The sequence below is a fragment of the Pseudomonas tremae genome (assembly GCF_001401155.1).
Taxonomy (GTDB): Bacteria; Pseudomonadota; Gammaproteobacteria; order Pseudomonadales; family Pseudomonadaceae; genus Aquipseudomonas; species Aquipseudomonas tremae.
In genome coordinates this window covers 38,569-64,519 of sequence record NZ_LJRO01000090.1, presented here as the reverse complement: position 1 = coordinate 64,519, position 25,951 = coordinate 38,569, and the positions used below count along the sequence as shown (strand labels likewise).

Below are 25,951 nucleotides of genomic sequence, written 5' to 3'. Positions count from 1 at the left end.
AAAGCAACTCGGCAACCCATAAGGAGCGCACGGTCCGGAGCCTTCGTACCCGCCTCCAACATCAAACAACAGGAGATACCGATGCCTAACATTCTTGGCCAGAACTTTATCGCAGGCGGCCGCAGTGCCCTCGGCCAAAGCCTGCAAAAGAGCCTGGATGCAACCACTGGTGAAGAGTTGCCCTACAGCTTCCACCAAGCCACCGACGGCGAAATCGATGCTGCTGCCCTTGCTGCCAAAGCAGCTTTTCCTGAGTTTCGTCAGCTGAGCCCGGCCCGCCGCGCCGAGTTCCTCGACGCCATTGCCGATGAACTTGACCAGTTGGGCGACGATTTCGTCGCCATTGTCTGCCAGGAAACCGCACTGCCACAGGCTCGAATTCAAGGTGAGCGCGGTCGCACCAGCGGCCAGATGCGCTTGTTCGCCAAAGTGTTGCGCCGTGGTGATTTTGTCGGTGCTCGCATCGATCTCGCCCTGCCAGACCGTAAACCGCTGCCGCGCGTGGACCTTCGCCAATACCGCATCGGCGTAGGCCCGGTTGCCGTGTTTGGCGCCAGCAACTTTCCGCTGGCCTTCTCTACTGCTGGCGGTGATACCGCTGCCGCACTGGCCGCCGGTTGCCCGGTCGTCTTCAAAGCTCATAGCGGCCACATGGCGACTGCCGATCTGGTAGCCAGTGCCATCATCCGCGCCGCAGAGCGCACCAAGATGCCGAAAGGTGTGTTCAACATGATCTTCGGCAACGGCGTCGGCGAAGGTCTGGTCAAGCACCCGGCCATTCAGGCGGTCGGCTTTACCGGCTCGCTGAATGGCGGCAATGCCCTGTGCAAAATGGCCGCCGAGCGTCCGCAACCTATTCCGGTGTTCGCCGAGATGTCCAGCATCAACCCTGTCGTCATTCTGCCCGGCGCCCTTCAGGCCCGTTCAGAAACCGTGGCCAAGGAGCTTGCAGGTTCTGTCGTGATGGGTGCCGGTCAATTCTGCACCAACCCGGGCGTCGTCATCGGTCTGCGCTCTCCTGCGTTCACGACTTTTGTGGAACAGCTCACTGAACAGATGGGCAGTCAGGCACCTCAGACCATGCTTAACGCAGGCGGTCTGCGTAGCTACAGCAAGGGCGTCGAGCATCTGTTGTCGCACGCCGGCGTGACCCACCTGGCCGGCAAGCCGCAGGAAGGCAAGCAGGCTCAGGCACAGCTGTTCAAGGCGGACGTCAGCCTGCTACTCAATGGCGATCAGTTGTTGCAGGAAGAAGTCTTCGGCCCGACCACGCTGATCATCGAAGTTGCTGACGATGCACAGCTTAAAGATGCCTTGCAGGCCTTGCGCGGACAGCTGACTGCTACCGTGATCGGTGAACCGGCTGACCTCAGCCAATACAACTGGCTGCAGCCTATTCTGGAAGAAAAAGTCGGTCGCATCCTGTTCAACGGTTACCCGACCGGTGTGGAAGTATGCGAAGCGATGGTCCACGGTGGTCCTTACCCGGCAACCTCGGATGCACGAGGTACCTCGGTAGGTACTCTGGCCATCGATCGCTTCCTGCGCCCGGTCTGCTACCAGAACCTCGCCGACAGCCAGTTGCCACCTGCTCTGCAGAACGCCAACCCGCTGGGCTTGCGTCGCCTGGTCAACGGTGAGTGGAGTGATCAGCCTGTCGTGTAATGGCTGAGTTGTAACGTCTGAGACGAAAAGCGGCGCCACCTGGACAAAGTGGCGCCGTTTTTTTATGAAAAAATGATCGCTCATCCAGCCAAAATATTTCGTTTTTGTGCGTTCAGTCGCCGCTGGCACGCCTGTTTTTCAACCTGTCTGCGGCACCATACAGGTGCGTTTCACAGGCTGTTCATAAAATAACCACACGACTGTAAGCCACGTGCAACAAGGGTTTCAAAAAGTTACCCACAGACATACCCACGATTTCCGTGGACAACTTTTCATCGATTCCGGAACTTAAAAACCTTGGGCAGTGCAAGCGTAAATTTTTTGGCGATTGTCGAAATCTGCACAGCGCACGGCGACTGCGCTTTGACATATGCTTTAGCATTATTGACTGTTGATTCAAAACACCCATCCCCCTGAAATGCTTGCTTTTTTCGAGGTAGACGAAAGATGGAACAGCGCTGCAAGGTAGCCGTGCTTGGCTTGGGTGCCATGGGGGCAGCCACTGTCTACCAGCTCGCCAAAGCCGGCATTGACGTGATCGGTGTCGATCGCTACGAGCCACCCCACACCTTGGGGTCCAGCCACGGCGATACACGCATTACCCGCCTCTCGGCGGGCGAAGGTGAGCAATACCTGCCGCTGGTGCGCCGCTCCCAGATGATCTGGCGCGAACTCGAAGCCATGACCGGCGAATCACTCTTCGAGCAATGCGGCGTGTTGGTAATGACATCAAGCCCGACTTACGACCCTGACGACAGCGAAGACTTCACCCACAAGACCATCGCCTTGGCCCAGGCCAATGGTATAGAGCATGAAGTGCTGACAGCGGTCGACATTCGCGAGCGCTTCCCGCAGTTCTCGCCGGTCCTGGACACGGCCGTTGGCTACTTCGAACCGGGTGGCGGGTTCGTTCGGCCAGAGCGATGCATCGCCGTGCAGCTCAGGCTGGCCAGGCAACTCGGGGCGCGATTGCGGATGAACGAGACAGTCACGACGTTACAAAACCACGGCGATCAGGTGCGGATCAGCACAGACAAGGGCTTGATCATCGCCGACAAAGTGGTGGTCAGCGCAGGCATGTGGTCGGCGGACTTGCTGGGCGCGCCTTTCAGCGACCTGCTGAGGGTCTGTCGACAGACTCTGTTCTGGTTCGACTTACAGAAAGACGCCGTTTTTGCTCCGGCCTCGCCCAGCTTCATCATGATTCACGGGCCGGGTGACGCAGACGTGAACTATGGTTTTCCGCCCCTGCCCGGCGAGCACAGCATGAAGATCGCCACCGAGCAGTACATGCATGCCTCAGCCGCAAGCGAGCTGGATCGAACCTTTACAGCGCAGGAGGTGCAGGACATGTTTCAGACGCAGGTTCAGGGAAAGGTCGCCGGTCTTGCACCAACGGTAGCCAAGTCGGCAGTCTGCGCCTACACCGTCACACCGGACTATCACTTCATTATTGACGAGCATCCGCGCCTGAAAAACGTGACGGTGGTCTCAGCCTGCTCCGGGCATGGCTTCAAGCACTCGGCAGCGCTCGGCCTGGCCTTGGCGCAACGCTGTATTGACGGCGAGAGCGAAGCAGACCTTTCGGCTTTCTCGCTGCGACGCTTCACCAGGCAGGCTTGAGCAAAGAGCTCAGCGCGTCATCACGAACGCCTCGTCAATGCGCGCCAAGTCAGTGTCGCGCAACGTGCCCGCGTAGTAATGCAATTTGATCCAGGCCATCAAATAGTCGTAACGGGCTTTCGCCAGATCGCGACGAGTGCTGTAGAGCTGCTGTTCGGCGTTGAGCGCGTCCAGGCTGATGCGTTCGCCACCAAGAATGCTTTGCCGAGTCGATTCGACCAATGCCTGAGCCGAGACCAGTGCTTTCTGGTAAGCGCGCAACTTGCTCACTCCCGACGCACAGGCATTGAACTGCCGCCGCAGCTCGATCAGGGTTTCTCGCGTCTTGCCGTCCAGCTCGTATTCAGCCTGCTCGCGCTTGCTGTTGGCCTGGCGTACAGAGGCACTGGTGCCGCCCCCGGCGTACAGCGGCAGGCTCAGCTCGATACCGACAGTGTTGGTGTCGTAGCGCTGATTATAAGTGTTGCCGCTGTCGGACTCGTTCTGGCGAATACTCGCGTAGGCATTCACCGTTGGCAGGTGACCGGCGCGGTTGCGCTCGACCTCGTAGCGCGCCACTTCCAGCGACTGACGCTGCGATGCCAGAATCGGGCTGTTGGCCATCGCCAATGCATGCCACTCGGTAAAGCTGGAAGGTGCCAGCACCAGGGCCTGGAAGTTGTCCCTCAGCGGCTCCAGCTGATCAATATCAATACCCGGTTCCCCCAGCAATGCAGCGAGCTCACGCAAGGCTGCGTCCTGCTCATCACTGGCTTCGATCTGTTCGGCAATCGCCAGCTCGTTGCGCGACTCCGCTTCGAGGATGTCGGTGCGGGTGCCCTCGCCTTGCTGAAACATCTGCTTGTTCTGCGCAAACTGTCGCTCGAACGCTTGCTGCTTGGCGCGTGCGATGTTGATCTGGTCCTGAGCGAACAACGCATCGGTGTAGAGCGTCAGCACCCGCACCAGCAACTCCTGGCTCTTGCTGCGAAAGGTTTCGTCGGCAAACAACGCCTGAGCCAGGCCTTTGCGGTAATTGGCATAAGCTGCGTAGTCGATCAGCGGTTGCTGGATCATCAGGCTTGAACCAAAACTGTTGTAATGACGATGGTCGGTGGTGTCGTCGCGGGCGCCTTTGACTGTGGCCTTTGAATCGTTGCGCCCTTTGTTGTAGCTGTACGACACACGAGGCAACAATCCTGCTCGACCGATCACCCGGTTTTCCAGGCCCGCGTCACGCTCCTTGAGGGCACCGAGGTAAGTCGGGTCGTTGCGAAGCGCCAGCTCGTAGACCTGAAAAGGCCCGATCGCATGAGCCATCGGTGCAACGCCTATCAGAACAGCGGTCAGCAACGCGGCTTTCAGAGGATAACCAAACATCCTATTCCTCCGTCAACGCGGAACCGGCGCGGTCCAGCAGCGGCTTGAACAAATAATTGAGCAACGAGCGCTCGCCTGTGCGCACAAACATTTCAGCGGGCATTCCCGGTTTGATCACCAGGCCATTGAGTTTTTCCAGGGCGGCATCGCCCACAGAGGTGCGCAACACGTAATACGGTTGCCCGGTTTTTTCATCCTGCATCTGATCGGCGGAAACCAGGCTCACTTCGCCTGACACCCTAGGTGTACGGCTCTGATTGAACGCGGTGAACAGGATATCGACCGGCAAATGGCTGGCGACCTTGTCGATCAACTGCACCGGCAGACGTCCTTCGACCTCCAGCCGCGTGCCTTGCGGGACGATTTCCAGCAGGGTCTCGCCTGCACGCACCACCGCGCCTTCAGTGTGTACCCCGAGGTTGACGGCAATACCGTCGGCAGGCGCAAGAATGGCGCTGTGCTGCAGACTGAAACCGGCCGAGGCCAGTTGCTGCTCAAGGGTCAGCGCCTTGACCTGAGCGTCGGCCCATTGGCTGCGCACTTCTTTCTGATACTCCTCGCGCTGTTGCTGTATGCGCAACCGCGACTCGACGATGCTCTGCTCTATCCGTCCGGTATCGCCTGCGTTCTGCGCCAGGCTCTGCTGCACCTGAGACAACTGGCGCTGGAACTCCAGAAGGCGGTTGCCCGGAATGAAACCATTTTGTGCGAGGGGCTCCAGATTGCTCAACTGCTGTCGCAACGAGTCGGCCTGAGCCAGCAGGTCCGAGCGCGCGCGGCGCATGCCTGCGAGCTGCAGGCCAGCACCTTCGATGCTGGCCTGCAAACCGGCCTGCTCGCGAGCCAGAGCCTGCCGACGGCTGCTGAACAATTGCCGCTGACCTTCGAGTACCAGAGCCAGACGAGGGTCGGGGTCTTTGCCCTGCCCGGCTGCGATGAGTTCGGCGGGAAAGTCTATCTGCTCCAGATTGTCACGCTCGCTCTGCCAGCGGGCCAGGCTGGCCCACGCCATTCGGTACTGCGCACGCAGCGATTGCACGTCAGCCTCGACCTGAGTCTGATCAAGTCGAAACAGCGGCTCGCCCTCTTTCACCGTCTGGCCCTCGCTGACCAGAATTTTGCTCACCACGCCGCCATCCAGCGACTGCACAGCCTTGCGCTTACCCGACACGACAACCGTGCCCTGCACGGCAATGCCCTGGTCCAATGGCGCGAGACTGGCCCAAAGAAAGAAACTGCCCGCTCCGGCCAACATGAGAATCCAGCCCGCGCGAACAAAGAACTGCACGCCGCGTTCCTTGCCAGGCACCGCGTAATGATTGTCGAGAGGGCTGCTCATACGTCGGACTGCCTGTTCTGGGTGCCGTACTGACGGCTCATGGTAAGCCCGGCAGGTGCCGAGCGAGGTTGCGGTTGTACTGCCTGGCTGGGTGTCGCCTGCCCCGACAAGGCCTGCAACACCTGAGCCGTAGGGCCGAAGGCCTGCATGCGACCTTCGCTCAGCACCAGCAACCGATCTGTCTGGTTAAGAGAGAGAGTGCGGTGGGTGACCAGAACAACTGTACAACCGCGCGCCTTGAGCTCACCAATAGCCTGGGTCAGGGCCGCTTCGCCTGCAGCGTCCAGATTGGAGTTGGGCTCATCGAGCACCACCAGTCTGGGATCGCCGTACAACGCACGGGCCAGCGCAACGCGCTGCTTCTGTCCGCCGGACAAGCCGCCGCCATCATCGCCAAGCCGGGTGTCATAACCTTGCGGCAAGCGCAGAATCAACTCATGCACCCCCGCCAATTGTGCTGCAGCCACCACTGCACTGGCATCGCCTTCACGGAAACGCGCGATATTCTCTGCCACAGTGCCGCCGAACAGCTCGATATCCTGCGGCAGATAACCGATGAAGGGTCCAAGCGCCTCGCGCTCCAGGCGATGCATATCGGCACCGTCCAGCCGCACAGTTCCGCCCAGCGCTGGCCAGACCCCGACCAATACGCGGGCAAGCGTTGACTTGCCGGACCCGGAAGCACCGAGCACGCCGAGTACTTCACCGGCCTGCAACTGGAAGCTCACCTGTTGAACCGTGGCCGAGGTATGGCCCGGAGGCGCAGCGCTGACCTGCTCCGCACTGATCTGACCGCGCGGCGTCGGCAACGCCATGCGCGGGACAGGCTCGGCATAGGTCTTGAGCAACTGGTCAAGACGTCCGTAGGCCAGACGCGCGGAACTCCACTGTTTCCAGACGGCAATAAGCTGATCGATCGGGCTGAGCACACGACCCATCAGTATCGAGCCAGCAATCATCATGCCCGCTGTCATCTCACCCTGAATCACCAGCAATGCACCCAGTCCCAGCACCAGCGATTGCAGACAAAGGCGCAGCGCCTTGCTGATCGAGCTGATCACCGCGCCTGTGTCGCTGGCGCGGTTCTGCAAGGCCAGAAAACGGCCGTGAACGTTGAACCAGCGACGTCGCAACGCTTCCAGCATACCCATGGCCTGAATGGCCTCGGCCTGTTGCAGATGGCGGGTTGCCAACTGCGCAGATTGCTGCGAGTAACCGCTGGCCTCGGCCAGAGGCTTGCGGGTCAGCCACTCGTTAAGACAGGCCAGCCCCACTAACAGCACGGTGCCGACACAGGCCAGCACACCCAGCCAAGGGTCAAAAAGGAAAATGACCGCCAGATAAATTGGAAACCAGGGAGCGTCGAAGAACGCGAACAGCGCAGGACCAGTGAGAAACTGCCGAATGAAAGTCAGGTCGCCCAGCGCCTGCCCTGCCTGCCGTTGTCCGGCATGCAGGTTGCTCTCGAACGCGGCCTGATAGACGCGCAGGTTGAAACGCCGTTCCAGCTCGCTGCCAATGCGGATCACCACAAAGCTGCGAATCATTTCCAGCAGCCCTATGAATGCGAAGAAACCGACCACCATCAGGGTCAGCATGGCCAGCGTGGTCTGGTTCTGTGACGTCAATACGCGGTCATAGACTTGCAACATGTAAATCGACGGGGCGAGCATCAACACGTTGATCAGCGCGGTGAAACAACCGACAGCGATCAACGCGCTTTTGTAATCGGCCAGCGCTTTATAAAGCGGCGGTCGGGCGCTTTGGGGCAACGCACTCATGATGGTTCCTTGATGGTCTTGCTTGCGGCGGGGTGGCATCCCTGGATTTTGTCAAACAACTCGCGTCCGTTCATGAAACGCTTAATCGGCGAGCCGTCCAAGGATCAGCACTTCGCCGTCGGGCAGACGCGCCTGGTAGATCTGCTCCCCCATGTTATTGAGGTGGATCAGGCGATTGCCTTCCTTGTCGGTAAAAGCCAGACCATCCGGGGTCGGAAACCAGCCCGCAGGTGTGCCATGCAACCACTTTGCAGCGCAGGCAAGCTCACCGCCCAGTTGCGGTATTTCGGTATTCAGTTGCAGCTCACAGCGATCACCCGCCTTTCCCTCAAGAGAAAGTCGCCACTTGCCGCTGAGTTCGGCAGGATCGGGCAGTTTCAAACTCATGGCCATGCTTGCTCCAGAAATCCCCACCAGCAACGCAAAAGCGAGTGGCACGATTCGAACAAAGTGATTGATCTTCATGATGGGGGTGCATTCCAGATCATGGGCAACTGCATACAGTCGCCCATGATTGTTACAGATTAAACCACGATATCAGTGGCAAACGCTTGACCAACAGTCCCTACGAGGAAATCGCCCAAGCCCTGCCCCGTGAAGTCGATGGCCAGGCTACCCAGGTTACTGCTCTGGTTGTAGTTCAGGATCGCTTCACCGGCATGACCGCTGAATGCGTTGACGAACTGCAGCGCGCTCAGTGTGGAAATGGCCGAAACGTCGATTTTGTCCTGACCGCTGACAAAGTCACGAATCGTATCCTGAGCAGCCCGATTGGAATCGGAGCTTGCACCGAACACAAACACGTCGGCACCTGCGCCACCTGTCAGGCTGTCCGCGCCGGCACCACCGTAGATGATGTCATTGCCGGCGCCGCCTTTCAGATCGTTTGCGGCCGCATTGCCGATTAACAGGTCATTGCCCGAACCACCCACGGCGTTTTCGACCACAACGCCTTTCGCAATGGAGATGTTACCCACCATGCCGCCAACGTCCGAGAACGAGGCTGCATTGAGGTTGATCTTCTGGTTCTGGGTGAACCCCGAGAAGTCGAGGGTATCCTTGCCCCCGCCGTCCCATACCGAGAACACCACTTTGGAAGCTGCCGATGTGGCGCTGTAAAAGTCACGCCCGGCAGTGGAGTTGAAACCATAAACCGTATCACCGGCACGGGTGCTCATGTTTGCCCCATAGAGCTGCTGTACAGCAGCAATATCGTCCAGCTGCGGCCCCGATGAGTAAGCCGGAGCGCCACCCTTGACGAAGTTCTGGTCGGTATTGGACTCACTCCAGTAACTCATGACGCTATAGCCAAGCGTATCTTCTGCGTAGCTTGCATCCTTGTAGGCTGGGTTGCCTTCGCCAGCATTGTAGTCGCCAGGGTGAGACAGGCCCAGCGTATGGCCGATTTCGTGGGTCAGGGTATGACGACCATAGTTGCCATTGTCCGGGGTTGTATTGAGCTTGTAGCTGTTATCAACAAGGTACCAGGACTGACCGTCAGTGCGACTGTTGCCACTTGGCAGGTAAGCGAACGCTGCCCCGCCTGCGTTGCCGTCACTGTAGTTGCCAAACGTCATGTGCCCGTCGCCGCCGGAAGCAGCCTGGGTGAAGCTGACTTTGGCGACATCCGCCCACGATTGCATCGACAGCACGGCTTGGGCTTTCTGTTGCGCGTTGAACGCGCTGAAAGTCCCCAGAGAATTGTTGAACCCGGCGGGTTTGGCGGTCAGGAAGGTATAAGTGAGGTTGATGGTGCCGTTCCCGTCGCGATCCGCCCAGGCGGCATCGTCGCGAAGAAGATAATCAGCAGCCTGGTCGACCGAATACGAAGGCTTGCCATTGACCGTGAGGTTACCGCCACGGTCGTACTGGTGAGCAAACGTATTGATCTGGTCGAAGGAGGTACTGGTAGCGGCGGAGAGTTGAATTGCAGCATTTTCTTTGACTTTCGTCATGACACTTCCTTGTTTGCTGGTAGATCAGATTGGTAGACAGGACTCCATCTGTAGCGAGGAAATCCTGTCACTCGCCTTGTGATGCGTAACAAAACTGACACACCTTGAAAAAATGTGTCCACTCCTCCTGAGTGATGTCACTTGGCCTAAAAAAGGAAATGCCTACAAACCTTGGGGAATAGCGCGGTATATTTTCCAGTGATGATTGAAAATCGATAAATGCCTGATAAGAAGGAAAGAATCTTGATAAAAATGACTGATCGGTCAAAAAAATTTTACGTTTGAGCTTAAAAGGAAGTGACGAGCTTCATCCCCACCCTGCTCACGCGCGAACGCACTGAAAAGCAGCACAACCCGACGTCACCTGCACACCTTGTATTTTCAAATTCCGGAAACACAAAAGCCCCGACAAGTCGGGGCTTTTGTTCGCAGCGAAGCGGCCTGATAACTCAGGCCGCCTTGATCATGTGGATCAGTCGTCGCGGCTCATGATGCCGAAGATCTGCAACAGGCTGATGAACAGATTGTAGATCGACACATACAGGCTGACAGTCGCCATGATGTAGTTACGCTCGCCACCCTGAATGATCGCGCTGGTCTGAAACAGAATGCAGACCGACGAGAACAGGACAAAACCTGCGCTGATCGCCAGTTGCAGCCCGCTGATCTGGAAGAACATGCTGGCAACCACTGCACCCAGCAGCACGAAGAAGCCTGCCGTGATGAAACCGCCAAGGAAGCTCATGTCCTTGCGCGTGATCAACACATAGGCCGAAAGACCGCCGAAAACCAGTGCGGTCATCGCAAAAGCGGAACTGACGACTTCGGCGCCACCGGCCATGCCCAGATAACGATTGAGGATCGGGCCGAGCAGGAAGCCCATGAAACCGGTCAGCGCGAAGGTCGAAACCAGGCCCCATACCGAATCACGCAGCTTGTTGGTCAGGAAGAACAGACCGTAGAAGCCAATGAGTACCACGAAGATATTCGGGTAGCCGACGCGCATCTGCTGAGCGACAAACGCCATGACACCGCTGAAAGCGAGGGTCAGGGCGAGAAGACCGTAAGTGTTGCGCAGGACACGACTAACCTCGAGTTGGTCGGCCTGCACGCCGGTTTTAAGGCTGTAATCCTGTTCGCGCATGGCGAAACTCCTTCCTGTTGAAATGTTGAGTTGCAAAGATCATAACAGAGGAGCTGCAACTGGCTAGTCACAGAGTTTGACAGCTTGTTTCATTCCGGTATTATGGCGCCCGCAACGAAGTGGAGGTATGGCCGAGTGGTTTAAGGCAGCAGTCTTGAAAACTGCCGACTGTAACAGGTCCTAGAGTTCGAATCTCTATGCCTCCGCCATATTAAAAAGCGCAAAGCCCTGATTATTCAGGGCTTTGTCGTTTCCGGGGTTTGGTCGATGTGCCAGGTGGCGTGAACTGGAAGCCGGCGTATCGAGGTGCAGCAGGTACACGCACTACGCGGCTTCAAGGCCTGGCCGGCCCGGTCTGATATATTGATGCCCCCCACGTATCAATAACCTGGCCAGGCAATGCCCATCAATTTCGACCTCAACGACCTCCAGGCATTTCGCGCGGTGGTCGAGAACGGCAGCTTCCGCAAGGCAGCGGATACCGTGCAGATCACCCAGCCTGCACTCAGCCGTCGTATAGAAAAGCTTGAGTCCGCGCTGAATGTGAAACTGTTCGAACGCACCACGCGCAAGGTCAGCCTGACCACCGTCGGCCGTGCCTTTCTGCCGCAGGTCGAGCGAATTCTGGACGATCTGGATATTGCCTTGATGACCATAGGCGAGCTCGGCTCGACCAGGATGGGCAACGTCACCATTGCCTGCGTGCCGTCAGCCGCCTACTACTTCATGCCTACTGTCATCAGCGCGTTCCATGAGCTGTTCCCGAAGATCAGAATCAGGGTAATGGACGCCAGCGCCAATGAGGCAAACAGTGCAGTTGCCTCGGGCGAGGCGGATTTCGGAGTGAGTTTCAGTGGCAACCTGGCCCCGGAAGTGGATTTCGAGCTGCTTCTGCAGGAGCGCTACGTGATGGCCTGCCGGCGCGATCACCCGCTTGCCGGTCAGGAAAGCGTCAGCTGGGAACAGATGTATGGCCACGACTACATTGCTCTGGACATCACGTCGGGTAACCGGCTTGTGCTGGATCAGGCGCTGGCATCTTCGCGACCGCACAAGGAAAGCATCTGTGAAACGCGGCATGTCACAACCATGATCGGCCTCGTGGAGGCCGGGCTTGGCGTGGCAGCGGTGCCGTCGATTGCCATGCCAATGACCGCTCACCCGTTTCTGGTCAGCGTGCCATTGGTCGCACCTGAGGTGGTCCGCAATGTCGGGCTTATCAAGCGCCGCGGGCGAACATTGACGCCCGCTGCGCTGGAGCTGGAGCGACTGGTGCGAAAAATGCCGTCTCGATCAATCGGGAACTGAATCCAGCCCCGTCGACTGCACGGCAGCCTGCGCTTCAGGTGATGCCAGATACTTCAGCAACGCTTTCGCCTGCTTCGGATGCTCGGCATTGACCGGAATGCCGGCGGCATAACGCGTAACCGACTGGACGTCTTCCGGGATCTTTGCCACGAATGTCACACCGGGAATCGGCAACAACTCGGCAACCTGCTGAAAGCCCAGCTCGTAGTCGCCTTTCGCGACCACAGAGGCGACTGGAATCCGCTCGACCATTTTGCTCTTTGGCGCCAACTGTTGCTGAATGCCGAGCTTTTTGAACAGCTCCTTCTCGATGTACATGCCGCTGGCGCTGTCAGAATACGCAACCGAGCGGGCTTTGAGCAGCGTGTCTTTCAGTTCGCTGTCGGTTCCGATCGAAGGCTTGGCAGCGCCCTGCTTCACGACCATGCCGATACGTGAATCGGCCAGTTCGACCCGCGATGCCGGATCTACTTTGCCCTGCTTGATCAGATCATCCAGCGCATAGCCGACCATGATCACCACATCGGCATGCTCACCTCGGGCCAGACGGTTTGGAATCGCCTCGGGTGCCTTGCCCATCGACGGGCCGAGAATGGTGTCCAGAGTGTCACCCGAAGACGCCGCGTATTGAGGACCAAGCAACGTGTAAGCAGCGGTAAAACCACCGGATGTCATGACCTTGAGTTCTTCAGCCTGAGCCGCCGCGCTGGCAGCTATGCAGCCCAGAAACAGCAGTGCCAGTGAGTGTTTATGCAACATTTTCATATTCATTTTCCTTTATTACACAGCCAATTGCGGGCGAGCTGAAATGTGCCGGTACAACGCCAGGGTTGCGCCCAACGCGCACAGCGCGGCAAACGTCATCCAGTAGGCAGGCGCAGCCTTGTCTCCGGTCAAATGGATAAGCCAGGTCGATATGGCCGGGGTAAAGCCACCAAAAACGGCGGTCGCCAGGCTGTAGGCCAGAGAAAACCCGGCTACGCGAACCTCTACCGGCATGATTTCAGTCAACGCAGGAATCATTGCGCCGTTATACAAACCGTAAAGGCACGAGAACCACAGCAGCACTTCCAGCATATGACCGAAGCTTGGTGCCTGCGCGAGAAAGGACAACGCCAGGTAGGCACTGACGATGGTCAGCAACGTCATTGCCACCAGCAATGGCTTGCGCCCGAAACGGTCGCTCAGCATGCCGCCAATGGGCAGCCAGATGAAATTGGACACACCGACCAGCAAGGTCACCAGCAGCGCATCCGAGGTGCTCAGGTTCAGCACGGTTTTGCCAAAGGTCGGCGCGTAGATAGTGATCAGGTAAAACGTGGTGGTGGTCATTGCAACCATCAGCATCCCTGCGATCACCACACGCCAGTTTTGCAACAGCGTCGCAAACACTTGCCGCATGGTTGGACGGTGAGAACGGGTCGCAAACTCTTCGGTTTCCTGCAGGCTGCGGCGCAGTATGAAAATGAACGGAATGATCAGGCAACCGATGGCGAATGGAATTCTCCAGCCCCAGTCTGCAACAGCGGCAGGTGCCATCCACTGGTTGAGGCCGTAACCCAGCGCTGCAGCAACGACGATCGCCACCTGCTGGCTGCCTGACTGCCAACTGGTGTAGAACCCCTTGCGGCCCGGTGTGGCCATCTCGGCCAAGTAGACAGACACCCCGCCCAACTCGGCCCCTGCGGAGAACCCCTGCAGCAACCTTCCCAGCAAAACCAGCGCTGGCGCCCAGAGTCCGATGCTCGCGTAGCCGGGCACCAGCACAATCAGCAGCGTGCCACTGGCCATGATCGACAGGGTCACGATCAAGCCTTTGCGGCGGCCGACATCATCTATATAAGCACCCAGAATCACCGCACCCAATGGACGCATCAGGAAGCCCGCGCCGAAGACCGCGAACGTCATCATCAGTGAGGCGAATTCACTGCTCGCGGGAAAGAAGGCAGAGGCAATTTGAGTGGCGTAAAAGCCGAACAGGAAAAAATCGAACTGCTCGAGAAAGTTGCCTGAAGTAACGCGGAATACTGCTCCGGCCCGGCATCGGGCAGACGCGGTTTGTCGAGGGGTAGAGCCTTGCATGAATGTTCTCCAGCGATCTTATTAGAGTGCTTGTCAGCGCTTGTGATCGAGGAGTCTGCCGGACACACTTTGAAACGATAAGTGCTATGTTTTCATCGATTGATGTCTAACCGTTATCAATCAGTGAAAGGCCGATGTGCCCATGTAGCAGGCCGGTCGCTATACAAATGTCTCTCCTGAGCACGCCAAACTCACACGCTCGGCCATGAATTCTTTATCATTACGCATGTTTCGTTGGCAGAGCCGATCATGAAATTCGCCATCTCGCTTTTTTCCGCCGCCCATGCGCCCTCCTCGCGGCGTGCCTTGCTGTTTGCCAACGCCGTGCTTGCAGGCGGGCACGAAATTGTCCGGTTGTTTTTTTATCAGGACGGCGTACACAGCGCGTCGGCCAATGCCGTGACGCCTCAGGACGAACAGGATATGGCGCTGCAATGGCGTGATTTCATCGTCGAGCATGATCTGGATGGCGTGGTATGCATTGCTGCAGCGTTGCGCCGCGGTGTGCTCGATGCTCAAGAGGCCGAACGTTACCAGCGGCCAGCGGCGAACCTGCATGAGCCTTGGCAATTATCCGGCCTGGGTCAGTTGCACGATGCAGTGCAATCGGCTGATCGCCTGATCTGTTTTGGAGGGCCGTGAAATGCCCAGGTCATTATTGATTGTCAGCCGTCAGTCACCCTGGTCAGGCCCCGGCGCCAGAGAGGCGCTGGACATCGTGCTGGCGGGTGGCGCATTCGATCTGCCGGTCGGCCTGCTGTTTCTGGATGACGGCGTATTTCAGTTGGTGCCACAGCAATCGCCGACGGCACTGCAACAAAAAGACCTCACCGCCAACCTGAAAGCCTTGCCGATGTTCGGTGTAGAAGCTCTTTACGCCTGCGCCTACAGCCTGGCAGAACGAGGCATCGCTGCCGATGCCTTGAGCGATGAGATCAGTCAATTGTCGACACGCTCCGAGCTGTCGGCGCTTTTTGATCGATACGACGAGGTGATCACGATCTGATGGCTACATTGCACGTTCTCTCTCACTCGCCGTTTGCCGATACCCGCCTGGACAGTTGCCTGCGCGTGCTGGGCAATGACGACGGCGTATTGCTCTGTGGCGATGCCACTTATGCGCTGACGCCCTCCAGCGCGCCGCTGAACGCTCTGCAGGCAGTGATCGGCTCATTGAAGTTGTTTGCCCTCGACGAAGACATCAAGGCACGCAACTTGTCGCTTCCTGCTGGGGTCAGCAGCGTCGACTATCCGACTTTCGTGCAACTGTCGCTGCGCTTTGACAAGGTCAATACCTGGTTATGAAACAGCTGATTGTGGACGGACTCAGCATTAAACTGGATAAGGATGGATTCCTTGAGGACCTCAACGACTGGGCGCTGGACGTCGCTCATGCGCTGGGGGCCGAAGAAGGCATCGCTCTGAGTCCCGAACATATCGAAATTCTTCTGTTGTTGCGGGATTTTCATGAAGAGTTTCAGCTTTCACCGGCCACCCGGCCGCTGATCAAATACACCGCCCTCAAGCTGGGCACGGAAAAAGGCAACAGCCTGCACCTCAATCGCCTGTTCAACGGCACTCCCGCCAAACTCGCCGCCAAGCTGGCGGGCCTGCCAAAGCCGACCAATTGCATATGAACGACTACACATCGCTGGTGACTGAAACGCCGGAAGAACACCCTTTTGCTGTTTTCGTACGCATTCTGGGCAAAGGAAAACGCGGCGCGCGTAACCTGACCCGCGAAGAAGCACGCGAGGCAATGGGTATGCTGCTCGATGAAAAGGTCGAGGACACCCAACTCGGCGCGTTTCTGATGCTGCTGCGCCACAAGGAAGAAAGCCCCGAGGAACTGGCCGGTTTTACTGAAGCGCTGCGCGAACGCTTGAACGCCCCGCCCATCAAGGTCGATATCGACTGGCCAACCTATGCCGGCAAGAAGCGCCATTTGCCGTGGTACCTGTTGGCAGCCAAATGCCTCGCGCAGAACGGCGTGAAAATCCTGCTGCATGGTGGTGGTGCGCATACCGCAGGGCGCCTTTACACCGAACAGCTGCTGGGTTTGCTGAATATACCGCTGTGCCGCAACTGGGCAGCGGTAGACAGCTCGCTTGAACAAGGCAACCTGGCGTTCATACCGCTCGCGGACTGGGCACCGCAGTTGCAACGCATGATCGACTTGCGTAACACGTTGGGGCTGCGCTCGCCGATTCATTCGCTGGCACGCATTCTCAATCCGCTTCAGGCACGTTGCGGCCTGCAAAGTATCTTTCACCCGGGCTACCAGGGCGTGCATCGAGATGCCAGCAGCCTGCTGGGTGATAACGCCATTGTGGTCAAGGGCGACGGCGGTGAAATCGAGATCAACCCTGACACCATCAGCCACCTGTATGGCACCACCGCAGGGCAGCCTTGGGACGAAGAGTGGCCCGCCCTCTCCCCGCGCCGCCATGTCAAACCGGCCACACTTGATCCACAACAACTGCTGGCATTGTGGCGCGGCGAAATCGAGGACAGTTACCCGCAGTTGGCCTTGATCTCCACCATGGCGCTCGCGTTGCGCGGTCTGGGCGTCGCTCGTGAAGAGGCGTTTGAGCAAGCCCGGGTGTTTTGGGATCGCCGCGACAAGAGCATCTGATCTATCGGCCATGACGATAACCAACGTTCATAATCCTGCGCTTTTCAGGTCGAACCTATGCGCCTTGACTGACCTCCAAGTTTCATCATTCAGTAATGGGAGTCAGACATGGGCCTTCTGGTCGAAGGACGCTGGCAAGACCAGTGGTACGAAAGCAGTAAAGACGGCGCATTCCAGCGAGAAAAAGCTCTGCGCCGTAACTGGGTAACCGCGGATGGGCAACCGGGCCCCTCCGGCAAAGGTGGATTTGCCGCTGAAGCTGGCCGCTACCATCTTTATGTATCGCTGGCTTGCCCTTGGGCCCACCGGACGCTGATCGTGCGCAAGCTCAAGGGGCTGGAAAGCCTTATCGAGGTTTCCGTGGTCAGTTGGCTGATGCTGGAAAACGGCTGGACCTTCGATCAGCAGAAAGGCTCCAGCGACGATGCACTGGACGGGCTGCAGTACCTTCATCAACGCTATACCGCAGACGATCCGAACTACACCGGGCGCGTGACGGTGCCCGTGTTATGGGACAAGCAGCAGCAATGCATCGTCAGCAATGAGTCGGAAGAAATCATCCGCATGTTCAACTCGGCTTTCGACGAACTGACCGGCAATACGCTGGATTTTTATCCTCAAGCGTTGAAGCCGACCATCGACGAACTCAATGGGCAGATCTATCCGAACGTCAACAACGGCGTGTATCGGGCAGGCTTTGCGACATCGCAAGGTGCGTATGAAGAGGCATTCGACGATGTCTTCAACGAGCTGGACGCACTGGAAAAGCTATTGGGCGAGAAGCGCTATCTGGCCGGAGAACACCTGACAGAGGCCGATGTACGCCTGTTCACCAGCATCGTGCGCTTTGATGCGGTGTATTACAGCCACTTCAAATGCAACCTGCGACGTATTGCGGACTATCCGAACCTCAGCAACTGGCTGCGCGAGCTGTATCAGTGGCCGGGCATTGCCGAGACGGTCGACTTTGAACACATCAAAGGTCACTACTACGCAAGCCATCGCACCATCAACCCGACCGGGATCATTCCCAAAGGGCCGGCGCTGAGCCTGCAAGATGCTCATGACCGGACACGCCTGTCTGGAAAGGGTGTGTGGGAAAGGTAGGCAGGCAGGTAGCCTGCTGGCAAAGCGGATAGCCCGGGCGGGCTATCCGCTTCAGCTTCAGAGTGTTGCTTGAGCGCCTTCGAACCAGGCCAGCTTTTCACGCAGCTTGACCACCTCACCGATGATCACCAGCGTAGGTGCATGAACCTCATGTTCGGCGACCATTTGCGGCAAGTCGGCCAGAGTGCCCGTGAACACGCGCTGATTGACTGTGGTGCCGCGCTCGACCAATGCCGCCGGGGTGTCGGCGGATCGCCCGTGCTTTATCAGCTGTTCGCAGATGATCGGCAAACCGATAAGCCCCATGTAAAACACCAGCGTCTGAGCGGGCGCCACCAGATCGGACCAAGGCAGATCGGTCGTGCCATTCTTAAGATGCCCAGTGATGAAGCGCACAGACTGGGCATGATCGCGGTGCGTCAGCGGGATACCCGCGTACGCGGCACAACCGCTGGCAGCCGTGATACCCGGCACCACCTGAAACGGGATCCCGTGGGCTGCCAGCTCTTCGATTTCCTCGCCACCACGGCCAAAGATAAACGGGTCACCGCCCTTGAGGCGCACAACCCGCTTGCCCTGCTTGGCCAGCGCAACCAGTTGCTGATTGATCTGCTCTTGAGGCACCGCATGCTCTGCACGACGCTTACCCACGTAAACACGCTCGGCATCGCGGCGGCACAGATCAAGAATGGTCGGCGCCACCAGGCGGTCATACAGCACCACATCCGCTTGCTGCATCAGGCGCAAGGCACGGAACGTCAACAAATCTGGATCACCTGGACCGGCGCCGACCAGATAGACCTCACCTGTTTCCGCTGGCGGCTCACCCGCGATCTTGGCGATCAGCATGCGCTCGGCCTCTGCGCCCTGCCCGGCCAGCTGGCGATCAGCGATGGCGCCCTGGAAAACCTCTTCCCAGAAGGCCCGGCGCTGTTGCACGTTGGGAAACAGCCCTTTGACCTGATGGCGAAAACGCGCGGCGAGCCCGGCCAGTTGACCATACGTAGAGGGGATCCAGGTTTCCAGCTTGGCCCGTATCAGACGCGCCAGGACCGGCGCATCCCCACCACTGGACACTGCAATGACCAGCGGCGAACGGTCGACGATGGCCGGAAAGATCACGGTACACAACGCCGGAGCATCCACCACATTGACCGGAACACAACGGAGCCGGGCATCGTGGGAAACCTGGGCGTTGAGCGGCTCGTCGTCTGTTGCGGCAATAATCAGCACGCAGCCATCAAGGTCGCTTTCACTGTAACCACGCAGGATCAGTTCACCACCGCTTTGCGCCACCAGTTCGCGCAACTGGGTTTCTACTTCCGGCGCGACTACGCGCAATACGGCTCCGGCATCGGCGATCAGGCGAGACTTGCGCAAGGCAATCTCGCCGCCGCCGACCACTAGCACGCGGCTGCCACGCAGGTTATGGAACAGCGGCAGAAATTCCATTTAACCGATGACCTCAATACCGCCCATGTACGGCTTTAGAACTTCCGGCACGCGAATCGAACCATCGGCCTGCTGATAGTTTTCCAGCACTGCAACAAGTGTCCGCCCCACCGCCAGCCCCGAACCGTTGAGTGTATGAACCAGTTCCGGCTTGCCGGTTTCCGGGTTGCGCCAGCGCGCCTGCATGCGACGCGCCTGGAAATCGCCGCAGTTGGAGCACGAAGATATCTCGCGGTACTTGTCCTGGCTAGGAATCCATACTTCCAGATCGTAGGTCTTCACCGCGCTGAAACCCATATCGCCGGTACACAGCGCCAGCGTGCGATAAGGCAGCTCCAGCAGTTGCAGAACACGCTCGGCATTGCCGGTGAGCGACTCCAGGGCGGCCATCGAATCGTCCGGGGCGACGATCTGGACCATCTCGACCTTGTCGAACTGATGCTGGCGGATCATCCCGCGCGTGTCGCGACCCGATGCGCCTGCTTCACTGCGGAAACAAGGTGTGTGTGCCACGAACTTGAGCGGCAGCTGCTTGGCATCAAGAATCTCGCCCGACACAATATTGGTCAGTGACACTTCAGCCGTCGGGATGAGGTACAGGTCGGCTTCGCCTTCGCGCGAAATCTTGAACAGGTCTTCCTCGAATTTCGGCAGCTGGCCTGTGCCCTGCAGCGCGGGAGCCTGCACCAGATAAGGCGTGTAGGCCTCTTCGTAACCATGCTCGTTGATGTGCAGGTTAAGCATGAACTGCGCCAGCGCACGGTGCAGGCGCGCAATCGGGCCACGCAACAGCGCGAAACGTGCACCGGACAACTTGGCGGCAGTCTCGAAGTCCAGCCAGCCGAATTTTTCGCCTAGCGCAACGTGATCCTTGACCTCGAAATCAAAGGCAGTCGGCGTGCCCCAGCGGCGTACTTCAACATTGCCTTCTTCGTCGGCGCCCAGCGGCACCGATTCGTGAGGCAGGTTCGGGATATTGAGCACCAGCGCATCCAGTTCAGCCTGAATGGCGTCCAGCTCGACCTTGCCTTCGCTCAGTTCGTTACCCATACGCTCGACATCCGCCATCAACGGCGCGATGTCTTCACCGCGCTGTTTGGCTTGGCCTATGGATTTGGAACGGGCATTGCGCTCGGCCTGCAACTGTTCGGTGCGGGTCTGCACCACCTTGCGCTGGGCTTCCAGCGATTCAATGCGCGCCACATCCAGTGTAAAGCCACGGGAGGCCAGGCGATCCGCTACGTCCTGAAGCTGGGTACGTAACAGTTTGGAATCGAGCATATCGTTCTCTCGTCTATCAAAGTCTGGTCAGGGAAAGGCCAACCCAGGTCGCGAGCAGCCCGCCGAATAAACTGATACCGGCATAGCCCAGGGCTAGCGGCAATTGCCCGCTTTCAAGCAGGCGCAACGTATCCAGTGAAAAGGATGAAAAGGTCGTGAGACCCCCAACAAAGCCGACGATAAGGCCGGCACGAATTTCGACGGGTACTTCCGGACGCAACAGGAACAGGCCGTAAAGCACACCAATGATCAAACAGCCGACGATATTGACCGCCAGCGTTGCAGCATAGAAATACCGCGGCCAGTTGGCGCTGACCCACGTGCCGGTGGCGAAGCGCAATAATGTACCAGCGATACCGGCAACCGACACAGCAAGAATGGTTTGAAACATCATTTTCTCCGCTTGCGAGGACTCGCATTGTCCAATGCGTTCAGGTGTCTGAGCTTTTCACCGATTTTCAGCTCGAGGCCACGTGGCACCGGCTGGTAATACTGACGCGGCTCCAGATCGTCCGGAAAATAGTCTTCGCCTGCCGCGTAGGCGTCCGGCTCGTCATGGGCATACCGATACTCTTCACCGTAACCCAACTGCTTCATCAGCTTGGTCGGTGCGTTGCGCAAATGCAGCGGAACCTCTAGAGACCCGTGCTCGCCCGCCTCCCGCATTGCAGCCTTGAATGCCATGTAAACCGCATTGCTCTTGGGCGCGCAAGCGAGGTACACGATCGCCTGCGCGACGGCCAATTCGCCCTCAGGGCTGCCCAGGCGTTCCTGAACATCCCAGGCCGACATGCACAGCGGCAGCGCTCGCGGATCGGCGTTGCCGATATCTTCGCTGGCCATGCGTACCACGCGACGAGCCAGATACAACGGGTCGCACCCACCGTCAATCATGCGTGCGAACCAGTACAGGGCCGCATCGGGATTAGAGCCACGTATCGACTTGTGCAGCGCCGATATCTGGTCGTAAAAAGCCTCACCGCCCTTGTCGAAACGGCGCCGACTGTCGCCCAGCAGGCTTTGCAACAAGTTTATGTCGATCTCGCTGCCATCTTCGGCCAGATCGGAGGCGTTCTCCAGCAGGTTGAGCATGCGCCGACCGTCACCGTCGGCAGCAGACATCAGAATCGCGAAACCTTCGTCGCTCAGGGTCAGCCTGCGCTGGCCCAGACCGCGATCTTCGGTCAGGGCACGATTTACCAACTTGCGCAGCGCCGCCTCGTCGAGGCTCTTGAGTACGTAAACGCGGGCTCGGGACAACAACGCGTTATTGAGTTCAAACGATGGGTTTTCGGTGGTCGCACCAATGAAAATCAGCGTGCCGTCTTCCACGTATGGAAGAAATGCATCCTGCTGAGATTTGTTGAAACGGTGTACTTCATCGACAAACAGAATGGTGCGTTTGCCATACTGCCCGGCCTGTTGCCGGGCAACTTCCACCGCCTGACGAATTTCCTTGACCCCCGCCAGTACGGCAGAAACAGTCTCGAAATGAGCATCCGAAACCTTGGCCAGGAGCCTTGCGAGGGTAGTCTTGCCCACGCCCGGCGGCCCCCAGAAAATCATCGAGTGCAATGCACCCTGCTCAAGCGCTTCGCGCAGCGGCTTGCCGTGTGCGAGCACATGCTCCTGACCGACGTACTCGTCCAGGTTGGTAGCACGCAAACGTGCAGCCAGGGGCTGAGCTATCGGTTCGCGGCTGAACAGATCCATGATCAGGAATAGGCCCTATTACTCTTGAATGACATCAGCGCCCTTGGGAATCTGGAACTGAAACTTGCTGGCGGCAATCGGCTCATTGGCCTTGACGCCGGTGAACAGGATATTGGTCCGCTGACCTACGCTGTCAATTAACTGCATGTCGTTGATGATGCCGTTGCGAAACGACAGACGCAGGCTGTCGAAAAGCGTGTCCTTGGTCTTGGGCTTGAGCACGAAGTCGATCACGCCACCCGCTTCTTTCGCAGTGATATCAAAACTTTCGCTGATCTTCGACACGTCACCTGAAAGCAGCAGTGCCGGGGTCTGGGTCAGGCGCTGATCAAGTTTCTTGATGGTGACCTGCTCCAGGTCAGGGTCCCACAGCGATACTTTCTTGCCGTCGGAGACCATCAGTTGCTCTTGTGGTGCATCGGTGTGCCAGTTGAACAGGCCAGGACGCTGCAAGGCCATTTCACCTGTGGTCTCCTGCAACTGCGTACCGCCACCGTCCAGAGTCAGTTGCGAGAAACGCGCGGTCAGGGTCTGGGATTTCTCCAGCAGCTGAGTCAAGCGTGCCACGTCCTTGCTGTCAGCGTGGGCGGAGATTACGGAAAAAGTCAGTGCGGTGGCCAACAGCATGCGGATAAGACGCATGGGATTCCTCATTGTGTCGAAGATGATGCGGCAACGCGCAATGCACGCTGCAGCCGTAATCCGGGATGGTACAACTCAGTCGCGCATAGGAGCAGGTGCGATAACTTCACGCGAGCCGTTGGTGTTCATCGATGTCACCACGCCAGCCATTTCCATGGCCTCGATCATACGGGCGGCGCGGTTGTAGCCAATCTTGAGTTTGCGCTGCACGGCCGAGATAGAAGCTCGACGGCTTTCAAGTACGAACTTGACAGCTTCATCGTAAAGGGCATCGCTCTCGCTGTCTTCGCCGCCCTCGCCACTGCCGCCGTCAAAGCCGCTACCGGCCTCTTCCACGCCTGCGAGAATATCGTCGTTGTACTCCGGAGAGCCACGCAGCTTCCAGGCCTCGACGACTCGATGCACTTCTTCGTCGGAAACGAACGCGCCGTGTACACGGATCGGCAGGCTGGTGCCGGGGGGCATGTACAGCATGTCACCATGGCCCAGCAATTGCTCGGCACCGCCCTGGTCGATGATGGTCCGCGAATCGATCTTGCTCGATACCTGGAATGCCATTCGCGTCGGAATGTTGGCCTTGATCAGACCGGTAATGACGTCCACAGATGGACGCTGGGTCGCGAGGATCAAGTGAATGCCGGCTGCACGGGCTTTCTGGGCGATACGTGCGATGAGCTCTTCAACCTTCTTGCCGACGATCATCATCATGTCGGCAAACTCGTCCACCACCACCACGATGGTCGGCAGCTTGGTCAGCAACGGCGCTTCATCGTGAATGCTTTCGCGCTTGTACAGCGGGTCGGCAAGCGGCTCGCCGGCATCCTGCGCATCCTTGACCTTCTGGTTGAAGCCAGAAAGGTTACGCACACCCATCTTGGCCATCAGTTTGTAACGTCGCTCCATCTCGGCAACGCTCCAGCGCAAGGCGTTGGCAGCGTCCTTCATGTCGGTCACGACCGGGCAGAGCAAATGCGGAATGCCTTCGTAGATCGACAGCTCGAGCATTTTCGGGTCGATCATGATCAGTTTGGCGTCTTCCGGGCCGGACTTGAACAGGATCGACAGGATCATGGCGTTCACACCCACCGACTTACCGGAACCGGTCGTACCGGCAACAAGCAGGTGCGGCATTTTCGCCAGATCGGTTATCACCGGCTTGCCGCCGATGTCATGCCCCAGAGCGAGGGTCACAGGTGACTTGGCGTTATCGTACTCCGGCGTGGACAAGACCTCGGAGAAACGCACGATCTGCCGGTCTTCGTTCGGAATCTCGATACCCACGGTGGTCTTGCCCGGGATTACCTCGACCACACGAACGCTGGTAACGGCCAGTGAACGGGCAAGGTCTTTGGCCAGATTGGAGATGCGGCTGACCTTCACGCCGGCAGCCGGCTGGATCTCGTAACGCGTGATGACCGGGCCTGGATGAATGGAGTCCACGGACACCTCGACACCAAACTCCTTGAGCTTGATTTCCAGCAGATGCCCGACCGCCGCCAGAGACTCGGGCGAGTAGTTGAGCTGCTTCTTTTCTGCAGGATCGAGAATCGAAATCGGCGGCAAGGTGCCTTCGACGGCGCTGTCTACGAACAGCGGCGCCTGTTTTTCCTTGAGTACACGCTTGCTGGGCTCGACAGGCTTTGACGGCGCTGGCGCTATGACCGCAGGCACGTGCTTTTCGCGCTCGGTCATGTGCTTACTCAACGACACTTCGCGCTCTATCAGGCGCTCCTTGGCCTTGGCCTGCTCACGACGGTCGGGGGCGACAGGCGCCACGACGTCATTTACACGCATATCGACCTCGCGCAACTGGGCAACCATCTGCTTGCGTTCGGCGCGGGCCGTCCACCAGCGGTTCGCAGCACCTTGAAACAGTTCGAACAGGTCAAGGGTGATCTTGCCGGTGACGTCCATGACCTTGAACCAGGAAAGGTCGGTAAATACCGTCAGACCGAACAGGAACAGGGCAATGAACAACAGCGTGCTGCCCTGTATGTTCAGGGCCTTTTTGGCCAGATCGCCCAGTACTTCACCCAGCACCCCACCCGCAGACCCTGGAAAACCGGCCGAGAAATGAAAATGGATGTGCGCCAGCGCTGCGCCCGCCAAAATCAGGAAAACGAGCCCGATCAGGCGCCATGAGAATAGCCAGCCGCTCCACTGCCAGGGTTCATGGCGGTGCCGGAAGACCTGCCAGGCCTTGATGGCCAGCAGCAATGGAAAAATATAGGCGAAATAGCCCAGAACCATGAACAGGATATCGGCGCAGAAGGCCCCTGCGCGCCCAGCGGCATTCTGGACCTGAGCAGCATTGCTGCTGGTGTGACTCCAGCCAGGGTCGCTCTGATCGTAGGTCAGTAACGCCATCATCAGGTACAGGCAAAGGGCGCCAAAGGCTATCAGAGCCCCTTCCTTGAGCCGATAGTGCAGTTGCTGCCGCCAAAGCGGGACAGCGCTGGGTGCTGGTGTGGATTTCTTCAAAACGCTTTATTTCCTGCGCTGGAGCGCGAACATCTCGTTGATTGACTAAAAACGTCGGCAGAACAGCAATGCCTGCGCCCGAATGAACAGGGATCGCAGGCACCGGGAAGGCCGCTTGCCAGACGCTTGAATGATAATGCCCAAAAAAGGCATTGTACGGCTTTACACATACCGGGGTCTGTACGAAAACTCGTCAAATCGGGTTGGGATGTATCCCGTTCCCGTGAAAGCCCGAATAAGCGTTCATGTTTGCCGGCAGTGTTCAATTTGAGCATGCATTCCGTTTTGTGACAAAGGCTTATGACGTGATTGTGTCAACAACCTGCAAGTTTCACGATAGCGCCACCTGTGTCGGGCCAGCGCCCTACCGAAAGCGCTACGTAC

23 protein-coding genes and 1 tRNA gene are annotated in these 25,951 nt (G+C 58.2%); 10 read left to right on the top strand and 14 right to left on the bottom strand.

Annotated features, from left to right (window positions below; genetic code table 11):
- Positions 1-81: 81 nt before the first annotated feature.
- Together ALO43_RS06890 and solA are read left to right on the top strand one after the other, a co-directional pair.
- Complete coding sequence (locus ALO43_RS06890) at positions 82-1,665, top strand: aldehyde dehydrogenase (NADP(+)) (RefSeq protein ID WP_024669450.1); 1,584 nt, start codon at positions 82-84, stop codon at positions 1,663-1,665.
- A 447-nt stretch (positions 1,666-2,112) separates the two neighbouring features.
- Positions 2,113-3,288 carry an N-methyl-L-tryptophan oxidase gene (gene solA / locus ALO43_RS06885; RefSeq protein ID WP_054997294.1) on the top strand — a complete coding sequence of 392 codons (1,176 nt, stop codon included), beginning with the start codon at positions 2,113-2,115 and terminating at the stop codon, positions 3,286-3,288.
- A gap of 9 nt (positions 3,289-3,297) precedes the next feature.
- On the opposite strand, the gene ALO43_RS06880 is transcribed toward solA, so the two are convergent.
- The 6 genes from ALO43_RS06880 to ALO43_RS06855 all read right to left on the bottom strand — a co-directional run bounded on the left by ALO43_RS06880 (position 3,298) and on the right by ALO43_RS06855 (position 10,866).
- Positions 3,298-4,647, bottom strand: a complete 1,350-nt coding sequence (locus ALO43_RS06880) for a TolC family outer membrane protein (protein ID WP_005893893.1) — start codon at positions 4,645-4,647, stop codon at positions 3,298-3,300.
- Between the two features lies 1 nt (position 4,648).
- Positions 4,649-5,986: an HlyD family type I secretion periplasmic adaptor subunit gene (locus ALO43_RS06875; protein ID WP_024669453.1), complete on the bottom strand. Its 1,338-nt coding sequence runs from the start codon at positions 5,984-5,986 to the stop codon at positions 4,649-4,651.
- Entirely contained in the window at positions 5,983-7,767 is a 1,785-nt protein-coding gene (locus ALO43_RS06870) for a type I secretion system permease/ATPase (protein ID WP_054997293.1), read from the bottom strand. Before ALO43_RS06870 ends, ALO43_RS06875 begins: the two co-directional genes overlap by 4 nt.
- An 81-nt stretch (positions 7,768-7,848) precedes the next feature.
- Entirely contained in the window at positions 7,849-8,232 is a 384-nt protein-coding gene (locus tag ALO43_RS06865; protein ID WP_054997292.1) for a protease inhibitor Inh/omp19 family protein, read from the bottom strand.
- A gap of 59 nt (positions 8,233-8,291) precedes the next feature.
- Positions 8,292-9,722 (bottom strand): serralysin family metalloprotease, encoded by a 1,431-nt coding sequence (locus ALO43_RS06860; RefSeq protein WP_024689654.1) that lies wholly within the window; start codon positions 9,720-9,722, stop codon positions 8,292-8,294.
- Between the two features lie 472 nt (positions 9,723-10,194).
- Entirely contained in the window at positions 10,195-10,866 is a 672-nt protein-coding gene (locus ALO43_RS06855) for a Bax inhibitor-1/YccA family protein (protein WP_005893886.1), read from the bottom strand.
- A gap of 121 nt (positions 10,867-10,987) precedes the next feature.
- Between ALO43_RS06855 and ALO43_RS06850 the strand changes: the two genes are divergently transcribed.
- A tRNA-Ser gene (locus tag ALO43_RS06850) sits at positions 10,988-11,075 on the top strand.
- Between the two features lie 190 nt (positions 11,076-11,265).
- The gene (locus ALO43_RS06845; protein WP_024670020.1) at positions 11,266-12,174 is read left to right on the top strand and encodes a LysR family transcriptional regulator; all 909 of its coding nucleotides are present in this window, start codon (positions 11,266-11,268) and stop codon (positions 12,172-12,174) included.
- Here the strand turns inward: ALO43_RS06845 and ALO43_RS06840 are convergent.
- On the bottom strand, positions 12,160-12,939 hold the full coding sequence (locus ALO43_RS06840; protein WP_005892752.1) for a substrate-binding domain-containing protein: 780 nt from the start codon (positions 12,937-12,939) through the stop codon (positions 12,160-12,162). The genes ALO43_RS06845 and ALO43_RS06840 overlap by 15 nt on opposite strands.
- A gap of 15 nt (positions 12,940-12,954) precedes the next feature.
- A complete protein-coding gene (gene tcuC / locus ALO43_RS06835; protein ID WP_054997291.1) occupies positions 12,955-14,256 on the bottom strand; it encodes an MFS transporter in 1,302 nt (433 codons plus the stop codon).
- Positions 14,257-14,505: 249 nt separating this feature from the next.
- On the opposite strand from tcuC, the gene tusD reads away from it, so the two are divergent.
- From tusD to ALO43_RS06805, 6 genes are all read left to right on the top strand, one after another.
- Entirely contained in the window at positions 14,506-14,898 is a 393-nt protein-coding gene (tusD, locus tag ALO43_RS06830) for a sulfurtransferase complex subunit TusD (protein WP_005892746.1), read from the top strand.
- A gap of 1 nt (position 14,899) precedes the next feature.
- Positions 14,900-15,262, top strand: coding sequence for a sulfurtransferase complex subunit TusC (tusC, locus tag ALO43_RS06825; RefSeq protein WP_024670022.1), 363 nt, complete (start codon positions 14,900-14,902; stop codon positions 15,260-15,262).
- Positions 15,262-15,561, top strand: coding sequence for a sulfurtransferase complex subunit TusB (gene tusB / locus ALO43_RS06820; protein ID WP_005892742.1), 300 nt, complete (start codon positions 15,262-15,264; stop codon positions 15,559-15,561). The genes tusC and tusB overlap by 1 nt, the downstream gene beginning before the upstream one ends.
- On the top strand, positions 15,558-15,893 hold the full coding sequence (locus ALO43_RS06815) for a TusE/DsrC/DsvC family sulfur relay protein (protein ID WP_054997290.1): 336 nt from the start codon (positions 15,558-15,560) through the stop codon (positions 15,891-15,893). Before tusB ends, ALO43_RS06815 begins: the two co-directional genes overlap by 4 nt.
- Positions 15,890-16,891 carry a glycosyl transferase family protein gene (locus tag ALO43_RS06810; RefSeq protein WP_054997289.1) on the top strand — a complete coding sequence of 334 codons (1,002 nt, stop codon included), beginning with the start codon at positions 15,890-15,892 and terminating at the stop codon, positions 16,889-16,891. Before ALO43_RS06815 ends, ALO43_RS06810 begins: the two co-directional genes overlap by 4 nt.
- A gap of 108 nt (positions 16,892-16,999) precedes the next feature.
- Positions 17,000-17,998, top strand: a complete 999-nt coding sequence (locus ALO43_RS06805; protein ID WP_054997288.1) for a glutathione S-transferase family protein — start codon at positions 17,000-17,002, stop codon at positions 17,996-17,998.
- A gap of 57 nt (positions 17,999-18,055) precedes the next feature.
- Here ALO43_RS06805 and cysG read toward each other — a convergent pair whose 3' ends face one another.
- The 6 genes from cysG to ftsK all read right to left on the bottom strand — a co-directional run bounded on the left by cysG (position 18,056) and on the right by ftsK (position 25,567).
- A complete protein-coding gene (gene cysG / locus ALO43_RS06800; RefSeq protein WP_024689660.1) occupies positions 18,056-19,450 on the bottom strand; it encodes a siroheme synthase CysG in 1,395 nt (464 codons plus the stop codon).
- Positions 19,451-20,731, bottom strand: a complete 1,281-nt coding sequence (serS, locus tag ALO43_RS06795; RefSeq protein ID WP_005892733.1) for a serine--tRNA ligase — start codon at positions 20,729-20,731, stop codon at positions 19,451-19,453. It abuts the gene before it with no gap.
- A 16-nt stretch (positions 20,732-20,747) separates the two neighbouring features.
- Positions 20,748-21,122, bottom strand: a complete 375-nt coding sequence (gene crcB, locus ALO43_RS06790; protein ID WP_054997287.1) for a fluoride efflux transporter CrcB — start codon at positions 21,120-21,122, stop codon at positions 20,748-20,750.
- Positions 21,122-22,444, bottom strand: coding sequence for a replication-associated recombination protein A (locus ALO43_RS06785; RefSeq protein WP_024689661.1), 1,323 nt, complete (start codon positions 22,442-22,444; stop codon positions 21,122-21,124). Before ALO43_RS06785 ends, crcB begins: the two co-directional genes overlap by 1 nt.
- 18 nt (positions 22,445-22,462) lie before the next feature.
- Entirely contained in the window at positions 22,463-23,086 is a 624-nt protein-coding gene (gene lolA, locus ALO43_RS06780) for an outer membrane lipoprotein chaperone LolA (RefSeq protein WP_005892726.1), read from the bottom strand.
- Between the two features lie 75 nt (positions 23,087-23,161).
- Positions 23,162-25,567: a DNA translocase FtsK gene (gene ftsK, locus ALO43_RS06775; RefSeq protein ID WP_024670027.1), complete on the bottom strand. Its 2,406-nt coding sequence runs from the start codon at positions 25,565-25,567 to the stop codon at positions 23,162-23,164.
- Positions 25,568-25,951: the final 384 nt, after the last annotated feature.

Bases quoted from the DNA above. Each gene is read 5' to 3' on its own strand.
- solA (WP_054997294.1), top strand. From the start codon at position 2,113: ATGGAACAGCGCTGCAAGGTAGCCGTGCTTGGCTTGGGTGCCATGGGG.
- ALO43_RS06870 (WP_054997293.1), bottom strand. From the start codon at position 7,767: ATGAGTGCGTTGCCCCAAAGCGCCCGACCGCCGCTTTATAAAGCGCTG.
- ALO43_RS06840 (WP_005892752.1), bottom strand. From the start codon at position 12,939: ATGAAAATGTTGCATAAACACTCACTGGCACTGCTGTTTCTGGGCTGC.
- ALO43_RS06860 (WP_024689654.1), bottom strand. From the start codon at position 9,722: ATGACGAAAGTCAAAGAAAATGCTGCAATTCAACTCTCCGCCGCTACC.
- cysG (WP_024689660.1), bottom strand. From the start codon at position 19,450: ATGGAATTTCTGCCGCTGTTCCATAACCTGCGTGGCAGCCGCGTGCTA.
- tusB (WP_005892742.1), top strand. From the start codon at position 15,262: ATGGCTACATTGCACGTTCTCTCTCACTCGCCGTTTGCCGATACCCGC.
- ALO43_RS06815 (WP_054997290.1), top strand. From the start codon at position 15,558: ATGAAACAGCTGATTGTGGACGGACTCAGCATTAAACTGGATAAGGAT.
- lolA (WP_005892726.1), bottom strand. From the start codon at position 23,086: ATGCGTCTTATCCGCATGCTGTTGGCCACCGCACTGACTTTTTCCGTA.
- ALO43_RS06875 (WP_024669453.1), bottom strand. From the start codon at position 5,986: ATGAGCAGCCCTCTCGACAATCATTACGCGGTGCCTGGCAAGGAACGC.
- tcuC (WP_054997291.1), bottom strand. From the start codon at position 14,256: ATGCAAGGCTCTACCCCTCGACAAACCGCGTCTGCCCGATGCCGGGCC.
- tusC (WP_024670022.1), top strand. From the start codon at position 14,900: ATGCCCAGGTCATTATTGATTGTCAGCCGTCAGTCACCCTGGTCAGGC.
- crcB (WP_054997287.1), bottom strand. From the start codon at position 21,122: ATGTTTCAAACCATTCTTGCTGTGTCGGTTGCCGGTATCGCTGGTACA.
- ALO43_RS06805 (WP_054997288.1), top strand. From the start codon at position 17,000: ATGGGCCTTCTGGTCGAAGGACGCTGGCAAGACCAGTGGTACGAAAGC.
- ALO43_RS06855 (WP_005893886.1), bottom strand. From the start codon at position 10,866: ATGCGCGAACAGGATTACAGCCTTAAAACCGGCGTGCAGGCCGACCAA.
- ALO43_RS06785 (WP_024689661.1), bottom strand. From the start codon at position 22,444: ATGGATCTGTTCAGCCGCGAACCGATAGCTCAGCCCCTGGCTGCACGT.
- serS (WP_005892733.1), bottom strand. From the start codon at position 20,731: ATGCTCGATTCCAAACTGTTACGTACCCAGCTTCAGGACGTAGCGGAT.
- ALO43_RS06865 (WP_054997292.1), bottom strand. From the start codon at position 8,232: ATGAAGATCAATCACTTTGTTCGAATCGTGCCACTCGCTTTTGCGTTG.
- ALO43_RS06845 (WP_024670020.1), top strand. From the start codon at position 11,266: ATGCCCATCAATTTCGACCTCAACGACCTCCAGGCATTTCGCGCGGTG.
- tusD (WP_005892746.1), top strand. From the start codon at position 14,506: ATGAAATTCGCCATCTCGCTTTTTTCCGCCGCCCATGCGCCCTCCTCG.
- ALO43_RS06810 (WP_054997289.1), top strand. From the start codon at position 15,890: ATGAACGACTACACATCGCTGGTGACTGAAACGCCGGAAGAACACCCT.
- ALO43_RS06890 (WP_024669450.1), top strand. From the start codon at position 82: ATGCCTAACATTCTTGGCCAGAACTTTATCGCAGGCGGCCGCAGTGCC.
- ALO43_RS06880 (WP_005893893.1), bottom strand. From the start codon at position 4,647: ATGTTTGGTTATCCTCTGAAAGCCGCGTTGCTGACCGCTGTTCTGATA.